This window comes from Mesorhizobium sp. USDA 3734 (genome assembly GCF_056279665.1).
On the sequence record NZ_JBWCCW010000001.1, the window covers coordinates 3,157,362 to 3,181,151 of the forward strand.

Below are 23,790 nucleotides of genomic sequence, written 5' to 3' on the forward strand. Positions count from 1 at the left end.
GTTCCGATGGGCCGCGAAGCGCTTTACGGCGCGAAGATCGACCAGTTCATCATCCTGGCCAGCTTTTCCAGCGCGATCGAACCCAGCTTGGAATTGCCGTTGGCATTGAGGCCCGGCGACCAGACGGCAAGCGACGCCACGCCCGGCACGATGCCCAGTATGCCGCCGCCGACGCCGCTCTTGCCGGGAATGCCGACGCGGAAGGCAAAATCGCCGGAGCCGTCATAGTGGCCGCAGGTCAGCATCATCGCGCCGATGCGCCGTGCCCGCTCGGCCGACACCACGGAATGTCCGGTCGCCGGGTTCTTGCCGCCATTGGCGAGGAAGCGGCCGGCGAGCGCCAGTTGCCGGCAGCTCATGGCGATGGCGCAATGGTGGAAGTAGACGCCCAGCGCCAACTCCGGCGCATGGTGGAGATTGCCGAAGGATTTCATGTAGTTGGCAAGCGCGAAGTTGCGATAGCCGGTGGCCCGTTCGGACGCCGCGACCTCGCGGTCGATGATAACAGTTTCGTCGTCGGCCAGAAACTGGATGAAGCGCAGGATTTCGCCGATCGCCTCGCGCGGCTGGTGGCCGGCAAGCAGGATGTCGGAAATGACGATGGCACCGGCATTGATGAACGGATTGCGCGGAATGCCGTTCTCATGCTCGAGTTGAACAATCGAGTTGAACGGATTGCCTGACGGTTCGCGCCCGACCCGCTGCCACAGCGCGTCGCCGACATTGCCGAGCGCCAGTGTCAGGGTGAACACTTTCGAGATGCTCTGGATCGAAAAGGCCTGTTCGGCGTCACCCGCCGTCAGCACGCGGCCGTCATTGGTGACGGCGGCGATGCCGAACTTCTTCGGATCGACCTTGCCCAGCTGCGGAATGTAGGTGGCGACATCACCGCGATCAGTGCGATCGGCCATTTCGGCTGCGACTTCGGCCAATGCCTGATCAAGTTTGGGGGCCTGTTCGAGTTCCGGCATGGTGCTACCTCAACCAGCGTTCGATGCGCGCCATTGCCTCGACCATGTCGTCGTGGCTGCCGGCGTAGGAGAAACGCATGGTCCGGTGTCCCGCCTGGGTGTCGAAGTCGCGGCCGGGCGTTGCCGCCACATGCGCCTCGGCCAGCATCTTCCGCGCGAAGGCCATGCTGTCGTTGGTATGCCTGGTGACATCGCAGAAGGCATAGAAGGCGCCGTCCATGGGCGCGGCCAGTGGAAAGCCGAGTTCCGGCAGGCGCTTCATCAAGAGCTCGCGATTCCAGGCGTAGCGGCCTTTCACCGCCTCCAGCTCCTCAGTCGCCCTGAACGCCTCGATCGCGGCAATCTGCGACAGTTCCGGCGGCGAGATGTAGAGGCTCTGGGCGACGCGCTCGACCGGCCGCACCAGGTCTTGCGGCAGCACCATCCAGCCGATGCGCCAGCCGGTCATGCAATAGTATTTCGAGAACGAGTTGATCACCGTCACGTCGCCGCCATAGGCGAGCGCCGTGGTGTCGGGGGCGGCATAGGCCAGCCGGTGATAGATCTCGTCGGAGATGACGGCGATGCCGAGTTCTTGTGCCGTCCTCACCAGGGCCGCCAGTTCATCGGCCGGTATGACCGCGCCGGTCGGATTGGCCGGACTGGCGAACAGAACGCCTTTCAGCGGCTTTTCCCGATGCGCGGTCTCGAGATGGCCGGCATGCAGGTAGGCGGCGTCGCCAAGCTCGATCTCGACCACATCGATGCCGAGTGCGGCCATGATGTTGCGATAGGCGGGATAGCCGGGCGCCGCGATGGCGACGCGGTCACCCGGATCGAACATCGCCAGGAAGGCGAGATTGAAGGCCGCCGACGACCCGGTGGTCACCGCGATCCGGCCGGGTTCGATATCAAGCCCATAGTGATCGGCGTAGTGTCCGGCGATCGCCTTGCGCAGGGCGGCGAGGCCGAGCGCGTCGGTGTAGCCGATGCGTCCGTCCTGCAGCGCCTTGGCTGCTGCCGAGCGAACCAGAACCGGTGCGGGATCGGAGGGCTGGCCGACGGCCATGGAAATGACCGGCACACCTCCAGCCTTCAGCCGGTTTGCCTCTGCCAGAATGTCCATCGCATGGAAGGGCTCGACATTGCCACGGCGTGAAAGTGAAACGACCATTTTATCCCTATCCCGAAGATCAAGCGCGCCAAGCCCCTGATGCATGCGCCGCACAAATGCCCGATTGATGTGAGGATCACAAGTTGAGGAAGTTTTCGGCGCCGACTTTTCATCTTTCGCCCGCTCGTCTACCAGTGGACACATCATGTTGAGCCGACCCAGATCGACGATTGCCCAGGCAGCGCGCGTCTTCGCGACGCTTTCGCTTGGCGTAGCCGTTGCAATGGCGAGTTCAGTCTGCGCCTTTGCCCAAAACGTGCCGGTGGTGCGCGACGCCGAGATCGAGGCGCTGGTGCGCGATTACGCGCGGCCGATCTTCAGGGCGGCGGGCCTGGCGAATGACGGCATCGACATCGTGCTGGTCAACGACCAGAGTTTCAACGCCTTTGTCACCGGGCGCCGGCTGTTCATCAACACCGGCGCGCTGATGACGGCCGAAACCCCCAACGAGATCATCGGCGTCATTGCCCACGAAGTCGGCCATATCGCCGGCGGCCACCAGCAGAAACTACGCGACCAGCTCGAACGCGCCAAGACGATGGCCATCATCGCGACATTGCTTGGCGCCGGCGCCATCGTTGCCGGTGCGACCACCAACAGCCGAGGCCTCGCCGGCGCCGGCATGGGCGTGGCTGCCGGTGGCGGCGAGATGGCACAGCGCAGCATCCTCGCCTATCAGCGCACCGAGGAGATGACCGCGGACCGCTCGGCGATCACCTATCTCAACGCCACCGGCCAATCCGGCATGGGCATGCTGAAGACGTTCCATCGCTTCCAGACGGCACTGTCGCTGTCGGGCGCGCAGGTCGATCCCTACCGGATCAGCCATCCGATGCCGCAGGACCGCATCGCCAATCTTGAAGTGCTGGTGAAACAGAGCCCCAATGTCGACAAGCTCGACCCGCCCGCGCTGCAGCAGCGTCATGACATGATGCGGGTGAAGATCGCCGTCTACATGGAAGGCCAGGCCGCCGCGTCGCGTTTGATGCGCAAGATGCAAGGGACCCTCGCCGCGCAATATGGCGATGCCCAGTCGACCTACCTGTTCGGCAGTATCGCCGCCGCCCTCGCCAAGACCAATGCACTGATCAAGGCGCAGCCGAAGAACGCCTATTTCCAGGAATTGCGCGGCGATATCCTGATGAAGGCGAACAAGCCCAAGGATGCCGCGGACGCCTATGCCAAGGCGGTCAGCCTCGATCCGGCGCGGTCCGGATTGCTGCCTGTCTCGCTTGGCCAGGCGCTGATGGCCGTCGGCACGCCCGACTCCCTGAAAAAAGCCGTCGTGCAGATCAACAATGGCCTCGGACGCGACAAGGAAAATTCAGCCGGATATCGCTATCTGGCACAGGCCTATGGCGAGTTGGGCGACATACCTGGCGCCGAACTTGCCACCGCCGAAGGCCATTTCTATTCCGGCAACTACAAGGATGCGAAGATTTTCGCCATGCGGGCGCAACAGCAGATGAAACGCGGCGAGCCGCGCTGGCTTCGCGCTCAGGATATCATAAACTACAGGCCATCAACCAAGATCAAGTGAACCTTCCGGTCACGCGCTGCGACATAGCCAGACCGGAAAACAGGTAGAAGGAACAGGAACGATGAAAAAGGCACTGCTGCTGGGCACCACGGGGGTTGCGGTCGCCCTGGCCATGCTGGCTTTCGGATTCGTGGCCGGAAGCCCACAGATTGCCAGGGCTGGAACGGCGCAGCCCGTCGAGACGGCAGCGGCCGACACCAAGATCGACCGCGCCGAGGTCGAAGGCATCATCCGCGACTATCTCTTGAAGAACCCGGAAGTCCTTCTGGAGGTCCAGGACGCGCTTGAGGCCAAGCAGAAGGAAGAGCAGCGCATCGCTCATCTCGGCGTGATCAAGAATGCCAAGGACCAGATCTTCAATTCCGCCTTCGACGGCGTCGTCGGCAATCCGAACGGCAAGGTCACCATCGTCGAGTTCTACGACTACAATTGCGGCTTCTGCAAACGCGCCATCGACGACATGCAGGCGCTGACCAAGACCGATCCGGACCTGCGCTTCGTGCTCAAGGAATTCCCCATCCTCGGACCGGACTCGCAGAAGGCGAGCGTCGTCTCGATGGCCTTCCACCTCATGCACCCGGAAAAGTACGGCGAGTTCCACAATGCGCTGCTCGGCGGCCAGGGACGCGCCACCGAGGCGGCGGCCATCAAGGTCGCGCTGTCGCTAGGTGCCGACGAAGCGGCGCTGCGCGAGAAGATGAAGGACCCGACAATCAACGAGGCCCTCGCCAAGACCTACGATCTTGCCAACAAGCTGGCGATCACCGGAACGCCGTCCTATGTCGTCGGCAACGAGGTGGTGTTCGGGGCGCTTGGGCAGGAAGTGCTGGCTGAAAAGATCGAGGCAGCGAAAGCCGCGCTTTGATTTTGCTCACCGGCATATTTCTCACGGCCACATTTCCGCCGGTTGTGGACAGTGAAAGAACGCACTTGCGCTCTTTCCGCGGGCGGCTATGCCCATTATAGAGGGCCCAGCGCGCCGGCTTGATGCCGGCGCCGGGAAAGGTCGGCTTTTTTGAAAACGGTTTTCGTCCTGAACGGTCCCAATCTCAACGCGCTCGGCAAGCGCGAGCCGGGCATCTATGGCGGCAAGACGCTTGCCGCCATCGCCGACGATTGCAAGCAGGCCGGCACGGCGCTCGGGCTCGAGATCGATTTCCGCCAGTCGAACCATGAGGGCGACCTTGTCGACTGGATCCAGGAAGCCGGCGACAAGGCTGTCGGCATCGTCATTAATCCAGGCGCCTACAGCCACACCTCGATCGCCATCCACGACGCCATCCGCGCCATAGCGCCGCTGCCCGTCGCCGAAGTTCATCTTTCCAACATCCATGCGCGGGAACCATTCCGCCACGTCTCCATGGTCGCGCCGGTCGCCGTCGGCATGATCTGTGGCTTTGGGCCGCTCGGCTACACGCTGGCATTGCAGGCGCTGGCAGCACGCCTATGACCGGCCAACAAACAGAAGGCTCGAAAATGTCGATAAAGAAGACCGGTGTTGACCAGCAGCTGATCCGCGATCTGGCGGGCATACTGAACGACACCAACCTGACCGAGATCGAGGTCGAACTGGGCGACCTGAAGGTGCGCGTCTCGCGCCAGGCACCGGCCGTTCATGCGATCGCAGCGCCGCAGCCGGCCTATGCCCCGGCAGCAGCGCAAGCTGCCGCCGTTGCCGTGCCCGTTGTAGCCGACCTTTCCAAGAATGCGGTCACCTCACCGATGGTCGGCACCGCCTATCTGGCGCCGTCGCCGGATGCCAAGGCGTTCATCGAGGTCGGCCAGAAGGTCAAGGAAGGCCAGACGCTGCTGATCATCGAAGCGATGAAGACGATGAACCAGATCCCCTCGCCGCGCGCCGGTACCGTGACGGCGATCCTGTTCGAGGATTCGCAGCCGGTCGAATATGGCATGCCGCTCGTCGTGATCGAGTAGAGCGGGCCTGATGTTCCAGAAGATCCTCATCGCCAATCGCGGCGAAATCGCCCTCCGGGTCCTGCGCGCTTGCAAGGAACTCGGCATCCAGACGGTGGTGGTGCATTCGACCGCCGACGCCGACGCCATGCATGTGCGGCTCGCCGACGAGAGCGTTTGCATCGGACCGCCGCCATCGCGCGACAGCTACCTCAACATCCATCAGATCGTAGCCGCCTGTGAAATCACCGGCGCCGATGCCGTGCATCCGGGCTACGGCTTCCTATCGGAGAACGCCAAGTTCGCCGACATACTGGCCGCCCACAACATCACCTTCATCGGCCCGTCCGGCGACCATATCCGCATCATGGGCGACAAGATCGAGGCCAAGCGCACGGCAAAGCGCCTCGGCATTCCGGTGGTGCCCGGTTCGGACGGCGCCGTCACCGATCAAAAGGAAGCCAGGCGCATTGCCGCCGAGATCGGCTATCCCGTGATCATCAAGGCCTCGGCCGGCGGTGGCGGGCGCGGTATGAAGGTCGCCCTTACCGAGGCTGATCTTGAGATCGCCTTGCAGACAGCAAGCACGGAAGCCGGTGCGGCCTTCGGCGACGATGCCGTCTACATCGAGAAATACCTGGAAAAGCCGCGCCACATCGAGGTGCAAGTGTTCGGCGACGGCTTTGGGCGCGGCGTGCATTTCGGCGAGCGCGACTGTTCCTTGCAGCGCCGCCACCAGAAGGTCTGGGAAGAGGCGCCCTCGCCGGCCCTCAATGCCGAAGAACGCGCCCGTATCGGCGGCATCTGCGCCAAGGCGATCGCCGATCTCGGCTATTCCGGCGCCGGCACGATCGAATTCCTCTACGAGAATGGCGAGTTCTATTTCATCGAGATGAACACGCGCCTGCAGGTCGAGCATCCGGTGACGGAAGCGATCACCGGCATCGATCTTGTGCACGAGCAGATCCGCGTCGCCTCCGGCGGCGGCCTCTCGGTGAAGCAAGAGGACATCAAGTTCAACGGCCATGCCATCGAATGCCGCATCAATGCCGAGGACCCGCGCACCTTCACCCCCTCGCCCGGCACGATCACCCATTTCCACACGCCGGGCGGTCTCGGCATCCGCGTCGATTCCGGCGTCTATTCCGGCTACAAGATCCCGCCCTATTACGACAGCCTGATCGGCAAGCTGATCGTGCATGGGCGCAACCGCGTCGAGTGCATGATGAGGCTGCGCCGGGCGCTCGATGAGTTCGTCGTCGACGGTATCAAGACGACGCTGCCGCTGTTTCGCGATCTCGTCGGCAATGCCGACATCGCCAATGGCGACTATGACATCCACTGGCTGGAAAAATATCTGGCCAAGGAAGAGTAGCGCGGGAACGCGATGACCCGTCCCTACGCGCCCGGCTATCGCATCCCCACCGACCTTTTGCTCAAGGCCTATGCCTCGGGTGTCTTCCCGATGGCTGAAAGTGCCGGCGACCCAGAGGTGTTCTGGGTGCGGCCGGAGACGCGCGGCATCATTCCGCTCGATGGTTTTCACGCGCCGAAGAGCCTGAGGAAAACGATCAAGAAACATCCTTTCGACATCCGTTTCGATTTCGATTTCGAAGCCACGATCGACGGTTGCGCGGAAAAACGCGCGGAACGGCGGTCGACCTGGATCAACGCGCCGATCCGCGAAGCCTATGTCGAACTGCATCGGATAGGGCATTGCCATTCGGTCGAGGCGTGGCGCGAGGACCGGCTGGTTGGCGGCCTCTACGGCGTGTCGCTCGGCCGGGTGTTTTTTGGAGAAAGCATGTTCGCCAGGGAGACGGACGCCTCCAAGACCTGCCTCTACTATCTCGTCGAGCGGTTGAAGGCGCGAGGCTTCGCCCTGCTTGATACGCAATTCACCACCGAGCACCTCAAGCGCTTCGGCGCGGTCGACGTGCCGCGCGGTAAATATGAGAAGATGCTGGCCGACGCACTGAAGGGCGAGGCCGTATTCTATCCCTGAAGATTTAGCCTTACTTCACGGCCGCAGCGTCCAGCGGCGTCTGCGAGTGGAACATCATCTTCCAGCCGTTGACGCGATGGACATAGCCGGTGCTGACCAGTGCGGCGTAGGGTTCACCGTTCTCGCGTGTCGCATGCGCCTCGTAGGTCAGCATGATGATGTCGCTGCCCGGCTCGATAATACCCTTGAGGTCGATCGTCAGGTCGCGCCAGCGGTTGGGCTTGGTTGCGGTCTTGGCGAGATCGGCATTGTCCATCGCCTGGGCCATCTGCGGGAATGCCACCAGGCATTCGGTGTCTGCATTGGCAGCATAATAGGCCGCGTCGCCTGTCCAGAACCCCTTTTCGAGTTCCAGCAATTCGGCCTTGCCGGCGGTGATCCGCTTGCTGTCTGACATCGGAAAATCCTCCTTACGCATAAATGCGCCATCGTCAGTGGCCCAACGCTCGGTGGCCAGGACGGTTCCGGAGGATCAGTTGGTGTCGGTCGTATCGGGTTCCGAAGCGTCCGGCTCGGTCACATCAGGCTCTGTCACGTCCGGAGTGGCTGCAGGCTTCGGTTTGGCCGCGGCGGGCTTGGGATCGTCGGCTTTGGCTGCGTCGGCCTTGGCGCTATCGGGCGCCGGCACATCCGACTTCTGCTTGCATTCCTTCAGCCAGACGTCATAGACGGCATGCTCGACGGCGTTGAGACCGGGGCTTTCAGCAAACATCCAGCCGGTGAAGATGCGGCGGATCTTGCGGTCGAGCGTGATCTCGTCGACCTCGACGAAGGAATCTGTCTTCGGCTCCTCGGTCTGCGGCCGCGAATAGCAGACGCGCGGCGTCACCTGCAAAGCGCCAAATTGGACCGTCTCGTCGATATAGACATCGAAGGTGATGATGCGGCCGGTGATCTTGTCGATGCCGGCAAACTCGGCGACGGGATTGGTGACCCGTTCTGCTCCCGCGGGCGGCGCTGGCGCCGGCGCGGCGGGTTCAGGCGAAGCCGCGAAGGCCGCGGTGCTGACGGCAAGGCCGGCGGCTACCATCAGGCCGCCCATCGATGTCAGGCTGAAAAAGCTCATATAGGGGTACCGGTGGTTCGCGCCCGGGTGATTCTGTCGATCGCCAAGGCTAGTCGCCGTTTTCTGATCAGCAAGCAGCTAAACACCAATTGTGGCGATAAAGGACCGGCTTGCACCTTGCGCCGTTACAGGCCGGGGCCGTTACGACCCGGGTGTCCAGGCGTCATAGTCGCCGGTGACCTGCGGGCGATGCTGATTGGTCAGCACCGAACCCTTCGGACGATAGGCTGCCGGAGTGCCGGTCAGATTGGGCTGATGTGGCTTCTGCCAGTCGCGCGACTTGTAGTCCTCGCCGGACGGCGCGACGTCGACCCGGTGATGAATCCAGCCGTGCCAGCCGGGCGGTATCGCGGAGGCTTCCGAATAGTTGCGGTAGATGACCCAGCGGCGCGTGCGGCCTTCCGAATCGATGCCGCCCTCATAATAGATGTTGCCCGTCTCGTCCTGGCCGACCTTCTTGCCATGCCGCCAGGTGTGCAGGCGCGTTCCCAGCGTCTGGCTGTTCCACCAGGTGAAAAACTGCGTAAGAAAAGTCTTCATCACAAACCCTCGCGCCGACAGCGCCCGTTTCCTGCTTATGGCGTCAGGCCTTGCCGAAGGCAAGGCTTTTGCCACGTGGAGCGCGCAAATGGCTTGCCGGAAACCCGACACAAGCCCGTGATCTTTCCGGACGGCAGGATGGGTGCTTGCCAAGCCATTGCGGTCTTTCTAAAGCTCTGCGCCATGCAGGGTATCCAACCCGGCTGCAGGCCGAAGGGGTGACGATTGGCCACGGAATTGCCGACCACCGACATCCGCATCGGCACTGAGGCGATTCGCCACCGCAAGGGCGGCACGCCGCTTGTCTGCCTGACCGCCTACACCTACCCCGTCGCCCGTCTGCTCGACGACCATGTCGACCTGCTTCTGGTCGGCGACAGCGTCGCCATGGTGCTGCATGGGCACAAGACGACGCTGGGCGCCTCGCTGGAGATGATGATCGCGCATGGGCAAGCGGTGATGCGCGGCTCGACCAGAGCCTGCGTCGTCGTCGACCTGCCGGCTGGCACCTATGAGGATTCGGCGACACAAGCCGTTGCCTCGGCGCGGCGGGTCGTCGACGAAACCAGCTGCCAGGCGGTGAAACTCGAAGGCGGCGCCGACATGATCCCGCAGATCGCGGCCATCGTCGCCGCCGGCATTCCGGTCATGGGGCATATCGGCCTGCAGCCGCAATCGGTCGAGAAGGACGGCGGCTACAAGATCAAGGGCCGCACCGAGGAGGCTGTTGCGGCTTTGCTTCGCGATGCGCTCGCCGTCGAGAACGCCGGGGCTTTCTCGGTGGTCATCGAAGGCACGGTCGAGACGGTCGCCGCCGATATCACCCGCCGCATCGCCATTCCAACCATCGGCATCGGTGCCAGCGGCGACTGCGACGGCCAGATCCTGGTCATCGACGACATGGTCGGGTTGACCGTCGACCGCGTGCCGAAATTCGTCAAGGAATACGCCGATCTGCGCAGCGTGATCTCGCATGCCGCAGAAACCTATGCAGCCGAGGTGCGAAGCCGGACATTCCCCGGCCCCGGCCATGTCTTTTCGGCGACAAAGAGCAGGGACGACGCATGAGCAAACTCGTTGTGGTCGACAGCGTTGCCGCATTGCGCGCGCAAATCCATGACTGGCGGCGCGATGGTCTCCGGGTCGCCATGGTGCCAACCATGGGCGCGTTGCATGATGGGCACATCTCGCTGGTCAGGATCGGACTCGAAAGAGCCGATCGCTGCGTCGTGTCGATCTTCGTCAACCCGACGCAATTCGCGCCGACCGAAGACCTCGACAAGTACCCGCGCCAGCTCGCCAGCGACCTCGACCGGCTGGGCGTGGCCAAGGCCCACCTCGCATTCACGCCGACGGTCGGCGAGATGTATCCCGCCGGCTTCGCCACGAAAATCTCGGTTGGCGGCCCCTCAGCCGGGCTCGAATCGGACTTTCGGCCGACCTTTTTCGACGGCGTCGCCACGGTGGTGGCAAAACTCCTCCTGCAGGCAACGCCTGAATGTGCGGTCTTTGGCGAGAAGGACTACCAGCAGCTTTGCGTCGTCAGGCAGCTCTGCCGCGATCTCGACCTGCCCGTCGACATCATCGGCGCACCGACAATACGCGACGCCCATGGTCTCGCCATGTCGTCACGCAACGCCTATCTCAGTGAGGCCGAACTGAAGATCGCCCGCCAGTTCAACGTGATATTGCGCAACACGGCGGTGGCCCTGGCGGCAGGCGCCGACCCGAGCGACGCAACCGAAGAGGCCAGCCGCGCCCTGATCGCCGCCGGCTTCCAAAAAGTCGACTATGTCGAGGCCCGCGAAAGCCTTACGCTTGCGCCATGGCGTCGAGACCGCGAAGGGCGCCTGCTGGCAGCCGCCTGGCTCGGTAAGACCAGGCTGATCGACAATGTGGAGGTTTCTTCTGACTAGCGCGGAGGGCTCGATCCTCCGCGGCGGATTGCTGCCGCGCCTACCTCTCGCTCTTTTGTCCACCGGCCCTGACGATCAGGTGTCCCGCGACGATCCCAACCACCCCGGCAAAGGCTTTCACAAGCGCATCGATGAGGCGCGCGTGGCGACCGGGATCAATGATCTGAAGCAGTTCCAGCATGCCGGCGGTCACAGCCACAAAGATCACGGCTTGATACAGCCGGTTGGGGAAGCCGAGCGCCAGGGCGAAGCCCAACAGGACATAAGCCAAGGCGCGCTCAACATTCGCTTCGGCAAGGTGCGGCCGCATCTGGATCGGCGACAAGGTCGCGAAAATAATGATGGCGAGCAGCGCCAACGCTGCAGTGCGGGACAGTTTGGTCATTCTCTTGCATATCCGTCGTGAGCCGGCACAGCAAATGCCGGGATGACGCATGGCCGGATCGCCATGCGGTGCTGCCCGCCAGTCGCCTTCGTCGAACTATTCCTCGGTCGGCATATGCAGATACATCGACTGGATGCCGACCCGGCCCGGCCCGGTGAAGCGGTTGACGATGAAATTCATGTTGGCGCCGAAGAAGCCGCTCGACAGGCGGTCGATCCTGGTTTCCATGCTGACCGAGACATCCTTGAACAGCCAGCCACCCGGTTCGATGTCGATGGTTTCGCCGGCGGCGAGCGTCTTTTCGAAGACGTTGCCATAGCCGTGCAGCCAGACGATGCCGTCGCCGGAATCACCGCGAAACCGATCAATGAAGAAGCCGCTTTGGCCGAACAGCATCGTTGCCAGGCCGCGCATCCGTTCGAAGGTGTAGTCGACATTGCCGGTGGCGGCGAGGAACTGGTGCTCGCGCACCTGGATCTCCTCGCCGTGCCTCAGATGGATCGGCACGATGTGGCCCGGCCCGTCGCGGCTGAAGGCAATGATGCCCGCCCCCGACGCCTCGGTGATGAAGATCTGCATGCCGGCCATCATCCGCTTCAGTGCACCCTTCAGCGATTTCAAGCCGATGGTGATGGTGGAATTCTTCCACAGCAGGATGTGGTGCTCGAAATAGACCGGCATCCGCGTCACATCGACCGAAAGCACCGGCACCAGCTCGCCCGCTATATGATAGGTGACGCCGCCAAAGGTCTCGTCCGACACCTGTGTCGGCATCAGTTCCGGCAAGCTCGGCATGACAATCCCCCTCGCGCCGTTGCGTCCTTTGGATGCGGACGCTGGCTCAGGCAGCGTTGATACGGCTGCTGGGGCCGGTCAAATCAAAAACGCGAGACAATTGCCGGCTGGGCCGCCTATCCGAGCGACTTCTCGAAACTCAGCGTCGTCGGCTTTGAGGTATCACCGGACTCTACGGCAGTGCTGACGGGCAAAAAACCCTTCGATCGGTAGAAAGCAATGGCGGCGCCATTGGCCTCCTCGACCTCGACGCGCAGCGTTTGCGCTTCCGGGAAACTGGCTTCGACCTCGTCGAGCAGTGCTTGCCCGATCCCGCGCCTTTGGCAGTCCGGATGGACGTAGAGCTGGTTCAGCAGGATGACCTTCGCATCCGCGGTGGCGGCGGCGAAAGCCATGCCGCCGATGCGCTTGCCATCATCGGCCACCAGGAATTCCGAATTCGGCCGTGTCAGCCGTGAGCGGAGCGAGGCAATCGAGTGCCACTCATCGGTGATCTCGGTGACTTTGGCAGCGCCATAAATAGCGTCATAGGTCGCATGCCAGGTTTCCACCAGCAGCGTCCGCACAGCGGCAAGGTCGCGTTCGCCTGCGGTGCGGACGAACACGGCCCTTACTCGATGCCAAGCTTGGCCTTGACGAGGTCGTTGACCGCTTGCGGGTTGGCCTTGCCGCCGGTCGCCTTCATCACCTGGCCGACGAACCAGCCGGCCATGCTCGGCTTGGCGCGCGCCTGTTCGACCTTGTCGGGGTTGGCAGCGATCACCTCGTCGACGGCCTTCTCGATGGCGCCGGTGTCGGTGACCTGCTTCATGCCGCGGCTTTCGACCAGCTGGCGCGGATCGCCGCCCTCGTTCCAGACGATCTCGAACAGGTCCTTGGCGATCTTGCCGGAGATGGTGCCATCCTTGATCAGGTCGATGACCGCGCCGAGTTGGTCGGGCGAAACCGGAGCGTTTTCAATGTCTTTTCCGGCCTTGTTCAATTGCCCGAGCAGATCGTTGATGACCCAGTTGGCGGCGAGCTTGCCGTCGCGGCCGGCGGCCACCTTCTCGAAATAGTCGGCGATCGGCTTTTCCGACACCAGGATCGAGGCGTCATAGGTCGACAGGCCGAGCGACGCGATCAGCCGCGCCTTCTTGTCGTCGGGCAGTTCCGGCAATTCCTTGGCCAGCGCATCGACATAGGCCTGGTCGAATTCCAGCGGCAGAAGGTCCGGATCGGGGAAGTAGCGGTAATCGTGCGCCTCTTCCTTGGAGCGCATCGAACGCGTCTCGCCCTTGACGGCGTCGAACAGCCGCGTCTCCTGGTCGATCTTGCCGCCATCCTCGAGAATGGCGATCTGCCGGCGCGCCTCATAATCGATGGCCTGGCCGATGAAGCGGATCGAGTTGACGTTCTTGATCTCGCAGCGCGTGCCGAACTCGCCGCCCGGCTTGCGCACCGAGACGTTGACGTCGGCGCGCATCGAACCCTCGTCCATGTTGCCGTCGCAGGTGCCGAGATAGCGCACGATGGTGCGCAGCTTGGTGACATAGGCCTTGGCTTCGTCGGCCGAGCGCATATCCGCGCTTGGAGACGATCTCCATCAGTGCCACGCCGGAGCGGTTGAGATCGACATAGGACATGGTCGGATGCTGGTCGTGCATCGACTTGCCGGCATCCTGCTCCAGATGCAGCCGCTCGATGCCGACCTCGATGTCCTCGAATTCGCCCTGGCGGTCCGGGCCGACCGAAACGATCACGGTGCCCTCGCCGACGATCGGCTGCTTGAACTGCGAGATCTGGTAGCCCTGCGGCAGGTCGGGATAAAAGTAGTTTTTCCGATCGAAGACCGACTTGTGGTTGATCTGCGCCTTTAGCCCCAGGCCGGTGCGGATCGCCTGCTTGACGCATTCCTCGTTGATCACCGGCAGCATGCCCGGCATGGCCGCATCGACCAGGCTGACATTGGCGTTGGGCGCCGCGCCGAAGGCGGTGGAGGCGCCCGAAAACAGCTTTGCTTCCGAAGTGACCTGCGCATGGACCTCGAGGCCGATGATGATCTCCCAATCGCCGGTGGCGCCAGAAACAAGGCGCTTGGCGTCGGGCGTGCGGGTGTCGATAAGAGACATTGTGGCCTGCGTATTGGAACTACGGATTATGCGTTTACGCATATTTTGGTGTGCAACTTCGCTAGTGCAAACCGCTTCGCGAGACAAGCGCAAAGCCGCGGACTGGCCTTTTCCACGGCCTTCAGCTACATACCTCTCCATCCCAATGGAGAGTGGATGTCCACTTACGCACAGTCCCGGTAAGGCCCTGACCTCCTAGCGAGGCAGGGCAGAAAACCTGAAACCCCGTGCCGCGAAGCTTCGCGGCGGCGGCATTTTCTGTTTTCCCGGAAACTCTCCCATGGACATTTCGCGCATAGAACAGCGCATCCTGCACCTGCTCGCGCAGGGCGGACGCATTGAAATCGAAAAGAACGAGAAAAAGCGGATCGCCTCCGTCAAATGCCTGACCCGTGACGGCTGGCACTATCCGGGCGTCGATCTCGACCTGTTTCGAAAGCTGAAACGCAAGAAGGCTGTTTCATCGTCGGACGGCGGACCTTACCGCATCACCCGGCGTGGGCTCGAACTCGTCCGTTCCGAACTCGACAACAGGTAGAATACGGCTCCGCCGGTCGGCACTCCGGCCGGCGGTTTCCTTCACCGCTCAGGCGGTGGCGATATAGGCCCTGATCTCGTCGGCCTCGCGTTCGACATCCTCGATGCGGCGCTTGACCACGTCGCCGATGGACACGATGCCATCGAGCATACCGTCCTTTTCCACCGGCAGATGGCGGAAGCGGCCTCGGGTCATGATCTCCATCACCTCGTTGACGGTGTGGTTTTCGTTGCAGATCTTCACCTTCGGCGTCATCGCCGAACGCACGGCGATATCGAGCGCGGCTCCCCCTTCGCGGGCGACAACACGCACGATGTCGCGCTCTGAAAGGATGCCGACGATCTTGCGATCGCCATTGGTGATGACCAGCGCACCGATCTTGTGTTCTGCCAGGATACGGATGGCTTCGCTCAGCTTTTCGTTCGGCCCGAGCGTGAATACGTCATGGCCTTTTTTCTCGAGAATTGCCTTAACCGTCATGGCGTCCTCCTCTGCTTTGCCTGCCGGTTCCTGCCCTGACCGGCCTTCACATAAGAGTGAACATCGTGCGCCGTGATCGGTTGCATTTCAAGTGTGGTGGTCGTCGGTCTCCCATTCGGGCGCCTGCCATCGTCTGTCGAACCAGCGCAGGCCGAAGAAGCCGGCGACGAAGCCGCCAATATGGGCTTCCCAGGCGATCTGGCCGTCTACCCCAGGCGCAAAGCCGAGAAGGCCCGTGGCGAGGTTGATGATCATCCACACCGCAAGGAAGATCACGACGCCGCGCAAGCGCAATACGAATGCGATCGGCAGCACAGGGCCGGCGAAGGCGGCCTTGCCGGCCGAACGGTCCGTACGGAAGCCAAAACGCGCCGCAGCCCCCATCATGCCTGATATGGCGCCGGAAGCGCCGACCAGCGGCGCCTCTCCGTAAGGATGCACCGCCCAGAAAAGCGCGACCGAAGCCAGCCCGGTCACGGCAAAGAACAGCGCGAACCAGAGCGTGCCCAGACGATTTGCCAACGGCGAACCGAAAGCGGCGAGCCACACCATGTTGATGGCAATGTGGGCAAGGCCACCATGCATGAAGGCATAGGTGAAGGGCCGGGAAAACAGGAACCAGTCGAAGCCGTATTGCCCAGTGTAGAGAACAGGGATGAAGGCCCCGTCATACAGCAGTGTCATCTGCTGGGATTCGCTCAACACATACTGTTGCAGCAGATAGACGGCCACGCAGATGCCGATCACCGCCAGCACGACGGGCGGCAGATTGAACACCGGCTCGCGCCGCCGGGGCTCGGGCGCGTCCTCGACCGGGTCGACTTCCGAGGGAGTTACCGGTTCACTCATTTGAAAATGCACTCACTGCGGGCTTCGGGGTTCGAGCATCTAGATCACCGCGGACCGAACCGCAAACCGCGAATCGCTGGGCGCGAATCAAAAAAGAAGCCGTTCAAGGTTTCCCTTGAACGGCTGGTCGAGCCCCCTGCTCCCCTAAAACTCTTGACTGAAGTGCTGCCGATCGTCGCGAAACGACCGCTTCTGGAGTGGTTTTTATGTGCCACGGGGCTCGCTTCGATGCAATGTAAACCACTTGTTAACCTTAACGGCCCCGACCCGTGAACAAGTGTTAACGACGCTGGCACGCTTCCTGCTCCGCAACGCATGTAAGTCATCGGAGGGCGCCCTTCTGTTCACCGATGGGACATCAGACGACAGATTGCGCGGAGCAGCATAGCATGAACCAGAACGGATCGATCACGCTGTTCCAATATTGGAACCGCCTGCGTGACGGACGCCCTGCCCCGAAGCGTTCGGAGGTCGAACCGGCGGACATCAAGTCGCTGCTGGCCGACACCTTTATCCTGGAACGGGACACGCGCGGGCAAGCCGTATTCCGGCTAGCCGGCACCAGGCTTTGCGCCTGCTATGGCCGTGAGCTCAAGGGTTTTTCCTTTCCATCGCTGTGGCGCGAGAAGGATCAGCGGCTCGTTTCGCGGCTGATCCACGGCGTCTTCGACCAGAAGTCGGTCGTGCTCATCAGCTATGAGGGCTTCAGCCGCAACGGACGCTCCAACAAGTTCGAGCTGCTTGCCTTGCCGCTTGACGGCGGCGTCGAAAATCCGCGCTGCCTGGGCGTCATCAGCGCCGTGGAGAAGCCCTTCTGGCTGGGCGCCGACCCGATCACCGACGCGTTGATCGATTCGATCCGCGTCATCGATCCGGAGAAGGAGCTGCTGAACAACCGCCCGGCGATCGATGTCCCCTCGCTCGTTCCCGATGAACTCGGAACACCCGAGACGATCTCGGCGCTCGGCCGGGCCCGCCGCATCCGCCATCTCGTCGTCTTCGATGGGGGACGCGAGGAATAGTCCGCAATCTCACGGCTTGACGCATGTCACCAAAAAAGGTGCGCTGCGGTTTTGGGACAACGACATGCATAAAAAGGAAAGCCTGAAGCGCCACTTTTCCCCTTTGTTAACCCGCTTTGCTGTACTTCTGCGATGAAGTTCCTCGCATCGACGCGTGGGATGCCAAACGGGGTGTAGGCAGTCATGAGGTCAGCGGCGGTCGACTACGCGCCGTCCCAAGCTGAGAGGCGTAACTTTCAGCGCGTCCGGGTCAAGATATACGGGCGCTTCATGCTGGAAGACCGCACCGAGCATCCCTGCCAGGTCGTCGACATGTCGCCGGGCAATGTTGCGTTTCGCACCGACCGCGTCGGCATGCCCGGCGAAAAAATCATCGCCTACATCGATCATATCGGCCGTATCGAAGGTGTCGTCACACGCACCTTGCAGGATGGTTTCGCGATGACCGTCATCGCGTCGGATCGCAAGAAGGACAAGCTTGCCGCGCAATTGACCTGGCTTGCCAACAAGCACGAACTCGACCTGCCGGAGGACCGTCGCCACGAGCGCGTCGCGCCACGCAATCCGACCAGCGTGCTGCAGCTCACCGACGGCCGTCAGTATCAGTGCCGCATCATCGACCTGTCGCTTTCCGGCGCCGCGATCGAGATCGACGTCAAGCCGGCGATCGGCATCCAGGTCATGCTCGGCACCATGCGCGGGCAGATCGTGCGCCATTTCGAGGACGGCGTCGCCATCGAATTCGCCGTCATCCAGCGCCCCGAGACGCTCGATTCCGAATTCAACACGCCGCGCGTCTGACAAGACCCGACAGCAACTCCAGGAAACCGGCCCTCGTGGCCGGTTTTTTGTTTTCATGCCCATGACCAGCGTGCTTCGGCCGATCCCGGCAAGGCCTGCGTGACATCAAAGCACGAGAGCCGAGGCTTCAAACCACAAACAATTTAATACTCAAATGATTCAAATTTTACGTTTATTCTATTGGCGTTTTACTCAATATCTACTTCGCGCTTTTGCGTCAAATAAATCCACTTGTGGCAATGTCTCCTTCGAACGGGGAGACTACAACAATGAAGAAAACGAGGGGCAAGCTGTTGCTGGTGGCAATGGCGATGCAGCTTTCCGCTTGGGGATCAGCATATGCCGCGGGACCGGCCTATATGCACACCGGCGGACGCACCACGCAGCCTGTTGGCCATTATGAATTCTGCCAGCGCATAGCCGGCGAATGCAGCGAAAGGACCCCCAAGGGCGCGCCGGTCGAACTGACCCGCAAACTGTGGGCGACGATCGTCAACATCAACAATTCGGTCAACACCCACATCAAGCCGCGCACCGACATGGAAAACTACGGTGTCGAGGAATACTGGGCCTATCCCGACAATGGCTATGGCGATTGCGAGGACTACGCTCTGGAGAAGCGTCGCGAATTGATGGCTGCGGGCGTGCCCGCCGGCAATCTGCTGATGACGGTCGCGCGCCAGCCGAATGGCGACGGACACGCAGTGCTGACCGTGCGCACCAGCCTGGGGGAATTCATCCTCGACAATCTGGAGACCAAGGTGCTGTCCTGGACGGACACCGACTACACCTATCTCAAGCGCCAGTCAGATCAGAATTCCGGCGTTTGGGTGACGATCAACGACGGCCGCTCCGACGCGGTCGCCAGCGTCCGCTAGAACAGAGATCAAGCGCGTCGCATGAATGCGACCGCTTAAGGAGAAACCCGGTCGAGTCCCCACCCTCCCCGTCCCCAACGACCGGGTCATAGGAGCCGGCCCCGTCCCCGGGCCGGCTCCGCCATTTCTGGCGATAGCTCATTGTAACTGTGATAGTTTTATCGATTCCAATAGCTTGGATTTCTGTTTGCTGCCTACCTCTGCTACAACTGCGAAGTAGCGCAAACCGCGCGTCGACGATGGTTTCGCCCGCTAAAATTCGAAACTCGAGAGTGAGCCAGCCGCAGGAAGTGTCGTATGCCGATCGAACCCCGATCACCGCGTCTTGCGGTTCTTATCGACGCAGACAACGCTTCCGCCAAGATTGTCGACGGCTTGTTCGAGGAGATCGCGAAGATTGGCGAAGCCAGCGTCCGCCGCATCTACGGTGATTTTTCAAACGCCCGATCGAAGGGATGGGCAGACGTCTTGTCAAAGCATGCGATCATTCCGCAGCAGCAGTTCGCTTATACCGCCGGGAAGAACGCATCCGATATCACACTGGTGATCGATGCCATGGACCTGCTCCATAGCGGTCGTTTCGACGGTTTCTGTCTGGTCTCTTCCGATAGTGATTTCACCAGACTCGCCGCCCGCATTCGCGAACACGGCGTCGATGTATTCGGGTTCGGCGAGCAGAAAACTCCGGAAAGCTTCCGGCAAGCATGTCGCCGGTTCATCTACACCGAAAATCTTCTGCGTGGCGCGACGAACATTCAGGATACCGCGCCTGTAGCCAAGCCGCTCCAATCGTCCAGCGCTGCTATGCCCATACTCAAGAAAGTCATTGGTCAAATGGACAGTGAGGATGGCTGGGTATTGCTCGGCACCTTCGGAAAGCAGTTGTCAAACCTGTTTTCAGATTTTGATCCTCGCACCTACGGTTTCAGCAAATTGAGCGATCTGGTGAGGAGCACAGACGCATTTGAAATCGAAACCCCGAAGGGCGGAGCCATGCGAATACGGACCAAGCCTGCGGCTGGGAAAAAGGCAAGAAACAAAGCCGCCTAGCGATGTCTGGAAGGGCACAGGTCCCATAGCCCTACCAAGCACATCAGACCACCGCCTTTCCACGGGCAGAAGATCGGGGCACTATAGGCAGTCAGTTTCGCCTTCTGGATCACGGCGATGTTGGAAATCCCGGAAGATCGGTGCGAGCGTCATCGCCTGTTCAAGGCGATCGACGACGCCTTCAAGGCCGGCGATTTCGAAGGCCTCGGCGTAGCCCTGGGCGGCTCTTCCCGCTGGTTCGACGAGCGCATGCCGTTTGAGTTCGGCCTCGGGCATCCGCTGGAATATGCGATCTATTGGAGCCCTGTCGGCTTCATCTCGACCCTGCTGGATGCCGGCTCGGATCCGAACTACAGGGATCACGGCGGGTTTCCTTCCATCATTGCGGCGCTGTCCACCGACCGGGCTGACAGGCTGGGCATCGTGCGGGTATTGATCGACGCCGGCGCCGACCCCAACATGCGGGGCGTCAACGACTGGACGCCGCTTCACTATTCGGTGGCGATCCGCAGTGTCGATGCGATCCGCCTGCTTTTGGCGGCGGGCGCCGACCCGGCGCTCGGAACCCGCATCGATGACTACAGGACAGCCATCGAGGAAGCCGAGATTGCCGGTTTCGAAGCCGGTGCTTCAATGCTGCGCGATGCGATGGCCGGGCGCAGCATTGACGGACAGTGAGTGGACCCGCGATGAAACCGCCGGCGACAGGATCGGCCAAAGCTGGCCTCAGACCTTCTTCAACCCCGCCTTGAAGCGCTTGCCATTGGCAATGTAGTGCGCCGCCGAGCCGCGCAACCTTGCGATGGCCGCGTCGTCCAGCACCCTGATCGCCTTGGCCGGCGAGCCGACGATCAGCGAATTGTCCGGGAATTCCTTGCCTTCGGTGACCAGCGCGCCGGCGCCTACCAGGCAATTCCTGCCGATTTTCGCGCCGTTCAGCACGATGGCGCCCATGCCGATCAGGCTGTTGTCGCCGATCGTGCAACCATGCAGCAAGGCGCGGTGGCCGATCGTGCAACCCTCACCGATGGTCAGCGGGAAGCCGGGATCGGTGTGCATCACCGTATGTTCCTGCACATTGGTGTCGGCGCCGATGACGATAGGCTCATTGTCGCCGCGAATGACGGTGCCGAACCATAAGCCGGCGTTGCGGCCAACGCGCACGTCGCCGATCAGCGTCGCATCGGGCGCGATCCAGTTCGAGTCCGCATCCGCGAAGCTGGGCTCCGTTCCATCGATCGCATAGAGCGGCATTTTTCGGTCTCCGAATCGTCTCAGGCTGGCAATTCGGACCCTAGGAGACGGATCGTCCATGAGGCAATGGCAAGCACGACGATGCCCAGCGCCAAGGACCAGGCTATTGCCGTGCAGCCGCAGGACATCAGCGCGAGCGTCGAAATGCGGCGCTCACGCCGGGCATCGATGGCATCGTTGACCAGCATGAAGGGCCCGGCACACGCGGTGGCGAGCAGCGAGCGCAAAACATGTGACGGCGACACATAGGGTTCGGTGAAGGCGACCTTGCGGCCTGACACCAGTTCCATGGCCGATCCAGCCAGCCCGCAGGCCGTCAGCCCGACGACAAAAGCAAAGAGTGTGAGTTCCAGCGGTCCCATCTTAACTTTCCATTTACCATGAAATTGCACAGTCGTTCCATGAAGGCTGCAAGAGCCATGCCGTGCGATGTGTGCCGCCCAGGCACACCAGAGGCGGACAGGCGGCCCGAGATCCGAGGACTGAGATGAAGCAGGCAGCGCTCACCAACGGCCCCGAACTCACCGTGGTCGATTCCAGGCTGATGAAGCGGGTGTTCTACGGGTTCGCGGCGCTGGCCCTGCTGTCGGTGGCGATCAGCCTTGGCGGCAAATGGTTCGGCCATTCGATCGCCATGGCCGGATACACCGACGACGCAACGGTCCACCAGGTTGTGATCGGCAACAACGTCATTGCCGTGCCGGCCAACACCATCCGTTTCGCCCAGGCCCGGCACGACGGCATCGCCTCGCGGCTCGACCTCTATCTGCGTTATCCCCAGATGGACGGCTACAGCGAGGCCGCGCGGGACGACTTCAATCACACGGGGACCGGCAAGAGCATCATCTTCCTGTCTTTCGAACAGCAGATGATGTCGCGTGACATGAGTGGCCGCTTCGCGCCGATCTACAGCGCGTTGATCACCCAGCCCGGCATTGCGGGACCCGGCGGCACGATGGCGTACGGTTTCAATGAGAAATCAGGCTATCTGAACGAGGTGCTGGTTGTCGGCAACCGCCCCGGCAAGGACCCGTTCGTGGCCCGTTGCCTGAGCGGGCCGAGTGCCGAGGAATCGCTGGCGCCCTGCGAGCGCGACATCCAGGTCGGCGACGAACTCAGCCTCACCTATCGCTTCCCAAGAGAGTTTCTGGGTGATTGGCAGGCGCTCGACGCGGCAATCGCCACCGAAGCCGAACATGTCCTGAAAGCAGGACATTAAGAACGCCTCGGGAGATCCGGCTGGCCGGCCGCATAAGGCAGAGCCGGCCGAGCGCAAGATTGCTGGCTCAGGCCAGATCGATGTCGAGGATCGCCATCGAGAAATTGTAGTCGCCGTCGTCCTCGTCCTTGAAGACGATGCCGAGGAATTCGTCGCCGACATAGACCTCGGCCGAATCATCCTTGCGCGGTCGTGCCTTGACCTCGAGCTTGGGGTTCTGGAAGACGCGCTTGAAATAGGCGTCCAGCTTTCTGATTTCGTCCGGCTTCAACAGTCTTCTCCGATCATCGGGCTTGCTCGTTCGAACGCGCTTCTGGCACGTCGACAATGGCGATGTAAAGGCAAGCGAGACAACCACCCGCTCATGCAAGCGGCCGGAATCCGGCGGCAGGCGGCGGCCTCGTGAAAATCAGATGTCGAAACTGACGACCTGATCCATCGTCTGCGACGGCAGAAGCTGGTCCATCTGGCGCGACGGCTGATCGCAGCCGGTCTCGCCGACGACACGGGCCGGCACGCCGGCAACCGTCTTGTTGTGCGGCACCGGCGACAGTACCACCGAGCCTGCCGCGATCTTCGAGCAATGGCCGATTTCGATGTTGCCGAGAATCTTGGCGCCGGCGCCGATCAGAACGCCGTAGCGAATCTTGGGATGACGGTCGCCGCCGGCCTTGCCGGTGCCGCCCAACGTCACGCCGTGCAGGATCGACACGTCGTCCTCGATGACCGCGGTCTCGCCGACCACCAGGCCGGTGGCGTGGTCGATGAATATGCCCTTGCCGATACGGGCGGCCGGGTTGATGTCGGTCTGGAAGACCGAGGATGAGCGGCTCTGCAGATAGAGGGCGAAATCCTTGCGGCCCTGATTCCACAGCCAATGCGCCAGCCGATGGGTCTGGATGGCGTGAAAACCCTTGAAATAGAGCACCGGCATGATGAAGCGGTCGCAGGCCGGATCGCGATCGTAATAGGCCTGGATGTCGACGCGCACGGTCGTTGGCCAGTCCTTGTCGTCGGCCAGCATGGACTTGAACGTCTGGCGGATGAGATCGGAGCCGATGTCCTGGTGGTCCAGCCGCTCGGCCAGCCGATGGATGACCGCTTCTTCCAGGCTGTCCTGGTTGAGGATGGTCGAATAGAGGAATGCGGCAAGCAACGGGTCGCGGTTGACCGCCTCCATCGCCTCGTCGCGGATCGAACGCCAGATCGGATCGACCGGCTGCAATGCGCTGTGTCGGGAAATGCTGATGCTGTTCATCGCCGTCTCGTCCTGCGCCCTGCCGGGCTTGCCTGTTGCGCTTGC

Annotated in this window: 29 protein-coding genes and 1 pseudogene; 15 read left to right on the forward strand and 15 right to left on the reverse strand. The window is 62.0% G+C overall.

Features of this window, described 5'->3' with window-relative positions; all coding sequences use genetic code 11:
- Positions 1–23: 23 nt before the first annotated feature.
- Positions 24–971 (reverse strand): glutaminase, encoded by a 948-nt coding sequence (locus ACZ89F_RS15220; RefSeq protein ID WP_476092689.1) that lies wholly within the window; start codon positions 969–971, stop codon positions 24–26.
- Between the two features lie 4 nt (positions 972–975).
- Positions 976–2,124: a pyridoxal phosphate-dependent aminotransferase gene (locus tag ACZ89F_RS15225; protein WP_476092691.1), complete on the reverse strand. Its 1,149-nt coding sequence runs from the start codon at positions 2,122–2,124 to the stop codon at positions 976–978.
- A gap of 145 nt (positions 2,125–2,269) precedes the next feature.
- Between ACZ89F_RS15225 and ACZ89F_RS15230 the strand changes: the two genes are divergently transcribed.
- The 6 genes from ACZ89F_RS15230 to aat all read left to right on the forward strand — a co-directional run bounded on the left by ACZ89F_RS15230 (position 2,270) and on the right by aat (position 7,583).
- On the forward strand, positions 2,270–3,664 hold the full coding sequence (locus ACZ89F_RS15230; protein WP_476092692.1) for a M48 family metalloprotease: 1,395 nt from the start codon (positions 2,270–2,272) through the stop codon (positions 3,662–3,664).
- A gap of 61 nt (positions 3,665–3,725) precedes the next feature.
- Positions 3,726–4,529 carry a DsbA family protein gene (locus ACZ89F_RS15235; RefSeq protein WP_476092693.1) on the forward strand — a complete coding sequence of 268 codons (804 nt, stop codon included), beginning with the start codon at positions 3,726–3,728 and terminating at the stop codon, positions 4,527–4,529.
- A gap of 150 nt (positions 4,530–4,679) precedes the next feature.
- Entirely contained in the window at positions 4,680–5,114 is a 435-nt protein-coding gene (gene aroQ / locus ACZ89F_RS15240) for a type II 3-dehydroquinate dehydratase (protein WP_057145774.1), read from the forward strand.
- A gap of 26 nt (positions 5,115–5,140) precedes the next feature.
- Complete coding sequence (gene accB / locus ACZ89F_RS15245; protein WP_013531358.1) at positions 5,141–5,599, forward strand: acetyl-CoA carboxylase biotin carboxyl carrier protein; 459 nt, start codon at positions 5,141–5,143, stop codon at positions 5,597–5,599.
- A 10-nt stretch (positions 5,600–5,609) separates the two neighbouring features.
- A complete protein-coding gene (gene accC / locus ACZ89F_RS15250; RefSeq protein WP_023812133.1) occupies positions 5,610–6,953 on the forward strand; it encodes an acetyl-CoA carboxylase biotin carboxylase subunit in 1,344 nt (447 codons plus the stop codon).
- 12 nt (positions 6,954–6,965) lie between these two features.
- Positions 6,966–7,583, forward strand: coding sequence for a leucyl/phenylalanyl-tRNA--protein transferase (gene aat, locus ACZ89F_RS15255; protein ID WP_183452866.1), 618 nt, complete (start codon positions 6,966–6,968; stop codon positions 7,581–7,583).
- Positions 7,584–7,593: 10 nt separating this feature from the next.
- Here the strand turns inward: aat and ACZ89F_RS15260 are convergent, their stop codons facing one another.
- The 3 genes from ACZ89F_RS15260 to ACZ89F_RS15270 all read right to left on the reverse strand — a co-directional run bounded on the left by ACZ89F_RS15260 (position 7,594) and on the right by ACZ89F_RS15270 (position 9,189).
- Positions 7,594–7,980 carry a hypothetical protein gene (locus tag ACZ89F_RS15260; protein ID WP_476092695.1) on the reverse strand — a complete coding sequence of 129 codons (387 nt, stop codon included), beginning with the start codon at positions 7,978–7,980 and terminating at the stop codon, positions 7,594–7,596.
- A 75-nt stretch (positions 7,981–8,055) separates the two neighbouring features.
- Entirely contained in the window at positions 8,056–8,649 is a 594-nt protein-coding gene (locus ACZ89F_RS15265; protein ID WP_476092696.1) for a DUF2155 domain-containing protein, read from the reverse strand.
- 141 nt (positions 8,650–8,790) lie between these two features.
- Positions 8,791–9,189, reverse strand: a complete 399-nt coding sequence (locus ACZ89F_RS15270; RefSeq protein WP_476092697.1) for an NADH:ubiquinone oxidoreductase subunit NDUFA12 — start codon at positions 9,187–9,189, stop codon at positions 8,791–8,793.
- A 225-nt stretch (positions 9,190–9,414) separates the two neighbouring features.
- On the opposite strand from ACZ89F_RS15270, the gene panB reads away from it, so the two are divergent.
- Both panB and panC read left to right on the forward strand, forming a co-directional pair.
- Positions 9,415–10,257: a 3-methyl-2-oxobutanoate hydroxymethyltransferase gene (panB, locus tag ACZ89F_RS15275; protein WP_476092699.1), complete on the forward strand. Its 843-nt coding sequence runs from the start codon at positions 9,415–9,417 to the stop codon at positions 10,255–10,257.
- Complete coding sequence (gene panC / locus ACZ89F_RS15280; RefSeq protein WP_476092700.1) at positions 10,254–11,105, forward strand: pantoate--beta-alanine ligase; 852 nt, start codon at positions 10,254–10,256, stop codon at positions 11,103–11,105. The genes panB and panC overlap by 4 nt, the downstream gene beginning before the upstream one ends.
- A gap of 40 nt (positions 11,106–11,145) precedes the next feature.
- Here panC and ACZ89F_RS15285 read toward each other — a convergent pair whose 3' ends face one another.
- The 4 genes and pseudogenes from ACZ89F_RS15285 to gatB all read right to left on the reverse strand — a co-directional run bounded on the left by ACZ89F_RS15285 (position 11,146) and on the right by gatB (position 14,396).
- Positions 11,146–11,490: a VanZ family protein gene (locus ACZ89F_RS15285; RefSeq protein ID WP_476092702.1), complete on the reverse strand. Its 345-nt coding sequence runs from the start codon at positions 11,488–11,490 to the stop codon at positions 11,146–11,148.
- Between the two features lie 96 nt (positions 11,491–11,586).
- Entirely contained in the window at positions 11,587–12,285 is a 699-nt protein-coding gene (locus ACZ89F_RS15290; protein WP_476092703.1) for an AIM24 family protein, read from the reverse strand.
- 116 nt (positions 12,286–12,401) lie between these two features.
- Complete coding sequence (locus ACZ89F_RS15295; RefSeq protein ID WP_476092704.1) at positions 12,402–12,890, reverse strand: N-acetyltransferase family protein; 489 nt, start codon at positions 12,888–12,890, stop codon at positions 12,402–12,404.
- A gap of 5 nt (positions 12,891–12,895) precedes the next feature.
- Positions 12,896–14,396 (reverse strand): annotated as a pseudogene (gene gatB / locus ACZ89F_RS15300) (Asp-tRNA(Asn)/Glu-tRNA(Gln) amidotransferase subunit GatB).
- Positions 14,397–14,676: 280 nt separating this feature from the next.
- Between gatB and ACZ89F_RS15305 the strand changes: the two are divergent.
- Positions 14,677–14,934 (forward strand): YjhX family toxin, encoded by a 258-nt coding sequence (locus ACZ89F_RS15305; RefSeq protein ID WP_476092705.1) that lies wholly within the window; start codon positions 14,677–14,679, stop codon positions 14,932–14,934.
- A gap of 48 nt (positions 14,935–14,982) precedes the next feature.
- Here the strand turns inward: ACZ89F_RS15305 and ACZ89F_RS15310 are convergent, their stop codons facing one another.
- Positions 14,983–15,414, reverse strand: coding sequence for a CBS domain-containing protein (locus ACZ89F_RS15310; protein ID WP_183452886.1), 432 nt, complete (start codon positions 15,412–15,414; stop codon positions 14,983–14,985).
- Between the two features lie 87 nt (positions 15,415–15,501).
- Complete coding sequence (locus ACZ89F_RS15315) at positions 15,502–16,263, reverse strand: rhomboid family intramembrane serine protease (protein ID WP_476092706.1); 762 nt, start codon at positions 16,261–16,263, stop codon at positions 15,502–15,504.
- Positions 16,264–16,652: 389 nt separating this feature from the next.
- Between ACZ89F_RS15315 and ACZ89F_RS15320 the strand changes: the two genes are divergently transcribed.
- The 5 genes from ACZ89F_RS15320 (at position 16,653) to ACZ89F_RS15340 (ending at position 20,692) form a co-directional block, all read left to right on the forward strand.
- Positions 16,653–17,285: a PAS domain-containing protein gene (locus tag ACZ89F_RS15320; protein WP_476092707.1), complete on the forward strand. Its 633-nt coding sequence runs from the start codon at positions 16,653–16,655 to the stop codon at positions 17,283–17,285.
- Between the two features lie 183 nt (positions 17,286–17,468).
- Positions 17,469–18,086, forward strand: a complete 618-nt coding sequence (locus ACZ89F_RS15325; protein WP_476092708.1) for a PilZ domain-containing protein — start codon at positions 17,469–17,471, stop codon at positions 18,084–18,086.
- 269 nt (positions 18,087–18,355) lie between these two features.
- The gene (locus ACZ89F_RS15330; RefSeq protein WP_056584421.1) at positions 18,356–18,964 is read left to right on the forward strand and encodes a transglutaminase-like cysteine peptidase; all 609 of its coding nucleotides are present in this window, start codon (positions 18,356–18,358) and stop codon (positions 18,962–18,964) included.
- A gap of 297 nt (positions 18,965–19,261) precedes the next feature.
- Positions 19,262–20,014 (forward strand): NYN domain-containing protein, encoded by a 753-nt coding sequence (locus tag ACZ89F_RS15335; protein WP_476092709.1) that lies wholly within the window; start codon positions 19,262–19,264, stop codon positions 20,012–20,014.
- 117 nt (positions 20,015–20,131) lie between these two features.
- Complete coding sequence (locus ACZ89F_RS15340) at positions 20,132–20,692, forward strand: ankyrin repeat domain-containing protein (protein WP_476092710.1); 561 nt, start codon at positions 20,132–20,134, stop codon at positions 20,690–20,692.
- Positions 20,693–20,740: 48 nt separating this feature from the next.
- On the opposite strand, the gene ACZ89F_RS15345 is transcribed toward ACZ89F_RS15340, so the two are convergent.
- Together ACZ89F_RS15345 and ACZ89F_RS15350 are read right to left on the reverse strand one after the other, a co-directional pair.
- Entirely contained in the window at positions 20,741–21,268 is a 528-nt protein-coding gene (locus ACZ89F_RS15345; RefSeq protein ID WP_476092712.1) for a gamma carbonic anhydrase family protein, read from the reverse strand.
- 20 nt (positions 21,269–21,288) lie between these two features.
- A complete protein-coding gene (locus ACZ89F_RS15350) occupies positions 21,289–21,630 on the reverse strand; it encodes a DUF6949 family protein (protein ID WP_136622401.1) in 342 nt (113 codons plus the stop codon).
- A gap of 125 nt (positions 21,631–21,755) precedes the next feature.
- Between ACZ89F_RS15350 and ACZ89F_RS15355 the strand changes: the two genes are divergently transcribed.
- Positions 21,756–22,487, forward strand: coding sequence for a hypothetical protein (locus ACZ89F_RS15355; protein ID WP_476092713.1), 732 nt, complete (start codon positions 21,756–21,758; stop codon positions 22,485–22,487).
- A gap of 67 nt (positions 22,488–22,554) precedes the next feature.
- On the opposite strand, the gene ACZ89F_RS15360 is transcribed toward ACZ89F_RS15355, so the two are convergent.
- Together ACZ89F_RS15360 and cysE are read right to left on the reverse strand one after the other, a co-directional pair.
- Positions 22,555–22,758, reverse strand: a complete 204-nt coding sequence (locus ACZ89F_RS15360) for a DUF3126 family protein (RefSeq protein ID WP_013531334.1) — start codon at positions 22,756–22,758, stop codon at positions 22,555–22,557.
- Between the two features lie 138 nt (positions 22,759–22,896).
- Complete coding sequence (gene cysE, locus ACZ89F_RS15365) at positions 22,897–23,745, reverse strand: serine O-acetyltransferase (RefSeq protein WP_056584656.1); 849 nt, start codon at positions 23,743–23,745, stop codon at positions 22,897–22,899.
- Between the last annotated feature and the right edge of the window lie 45 nt (positions 23,746–23,790).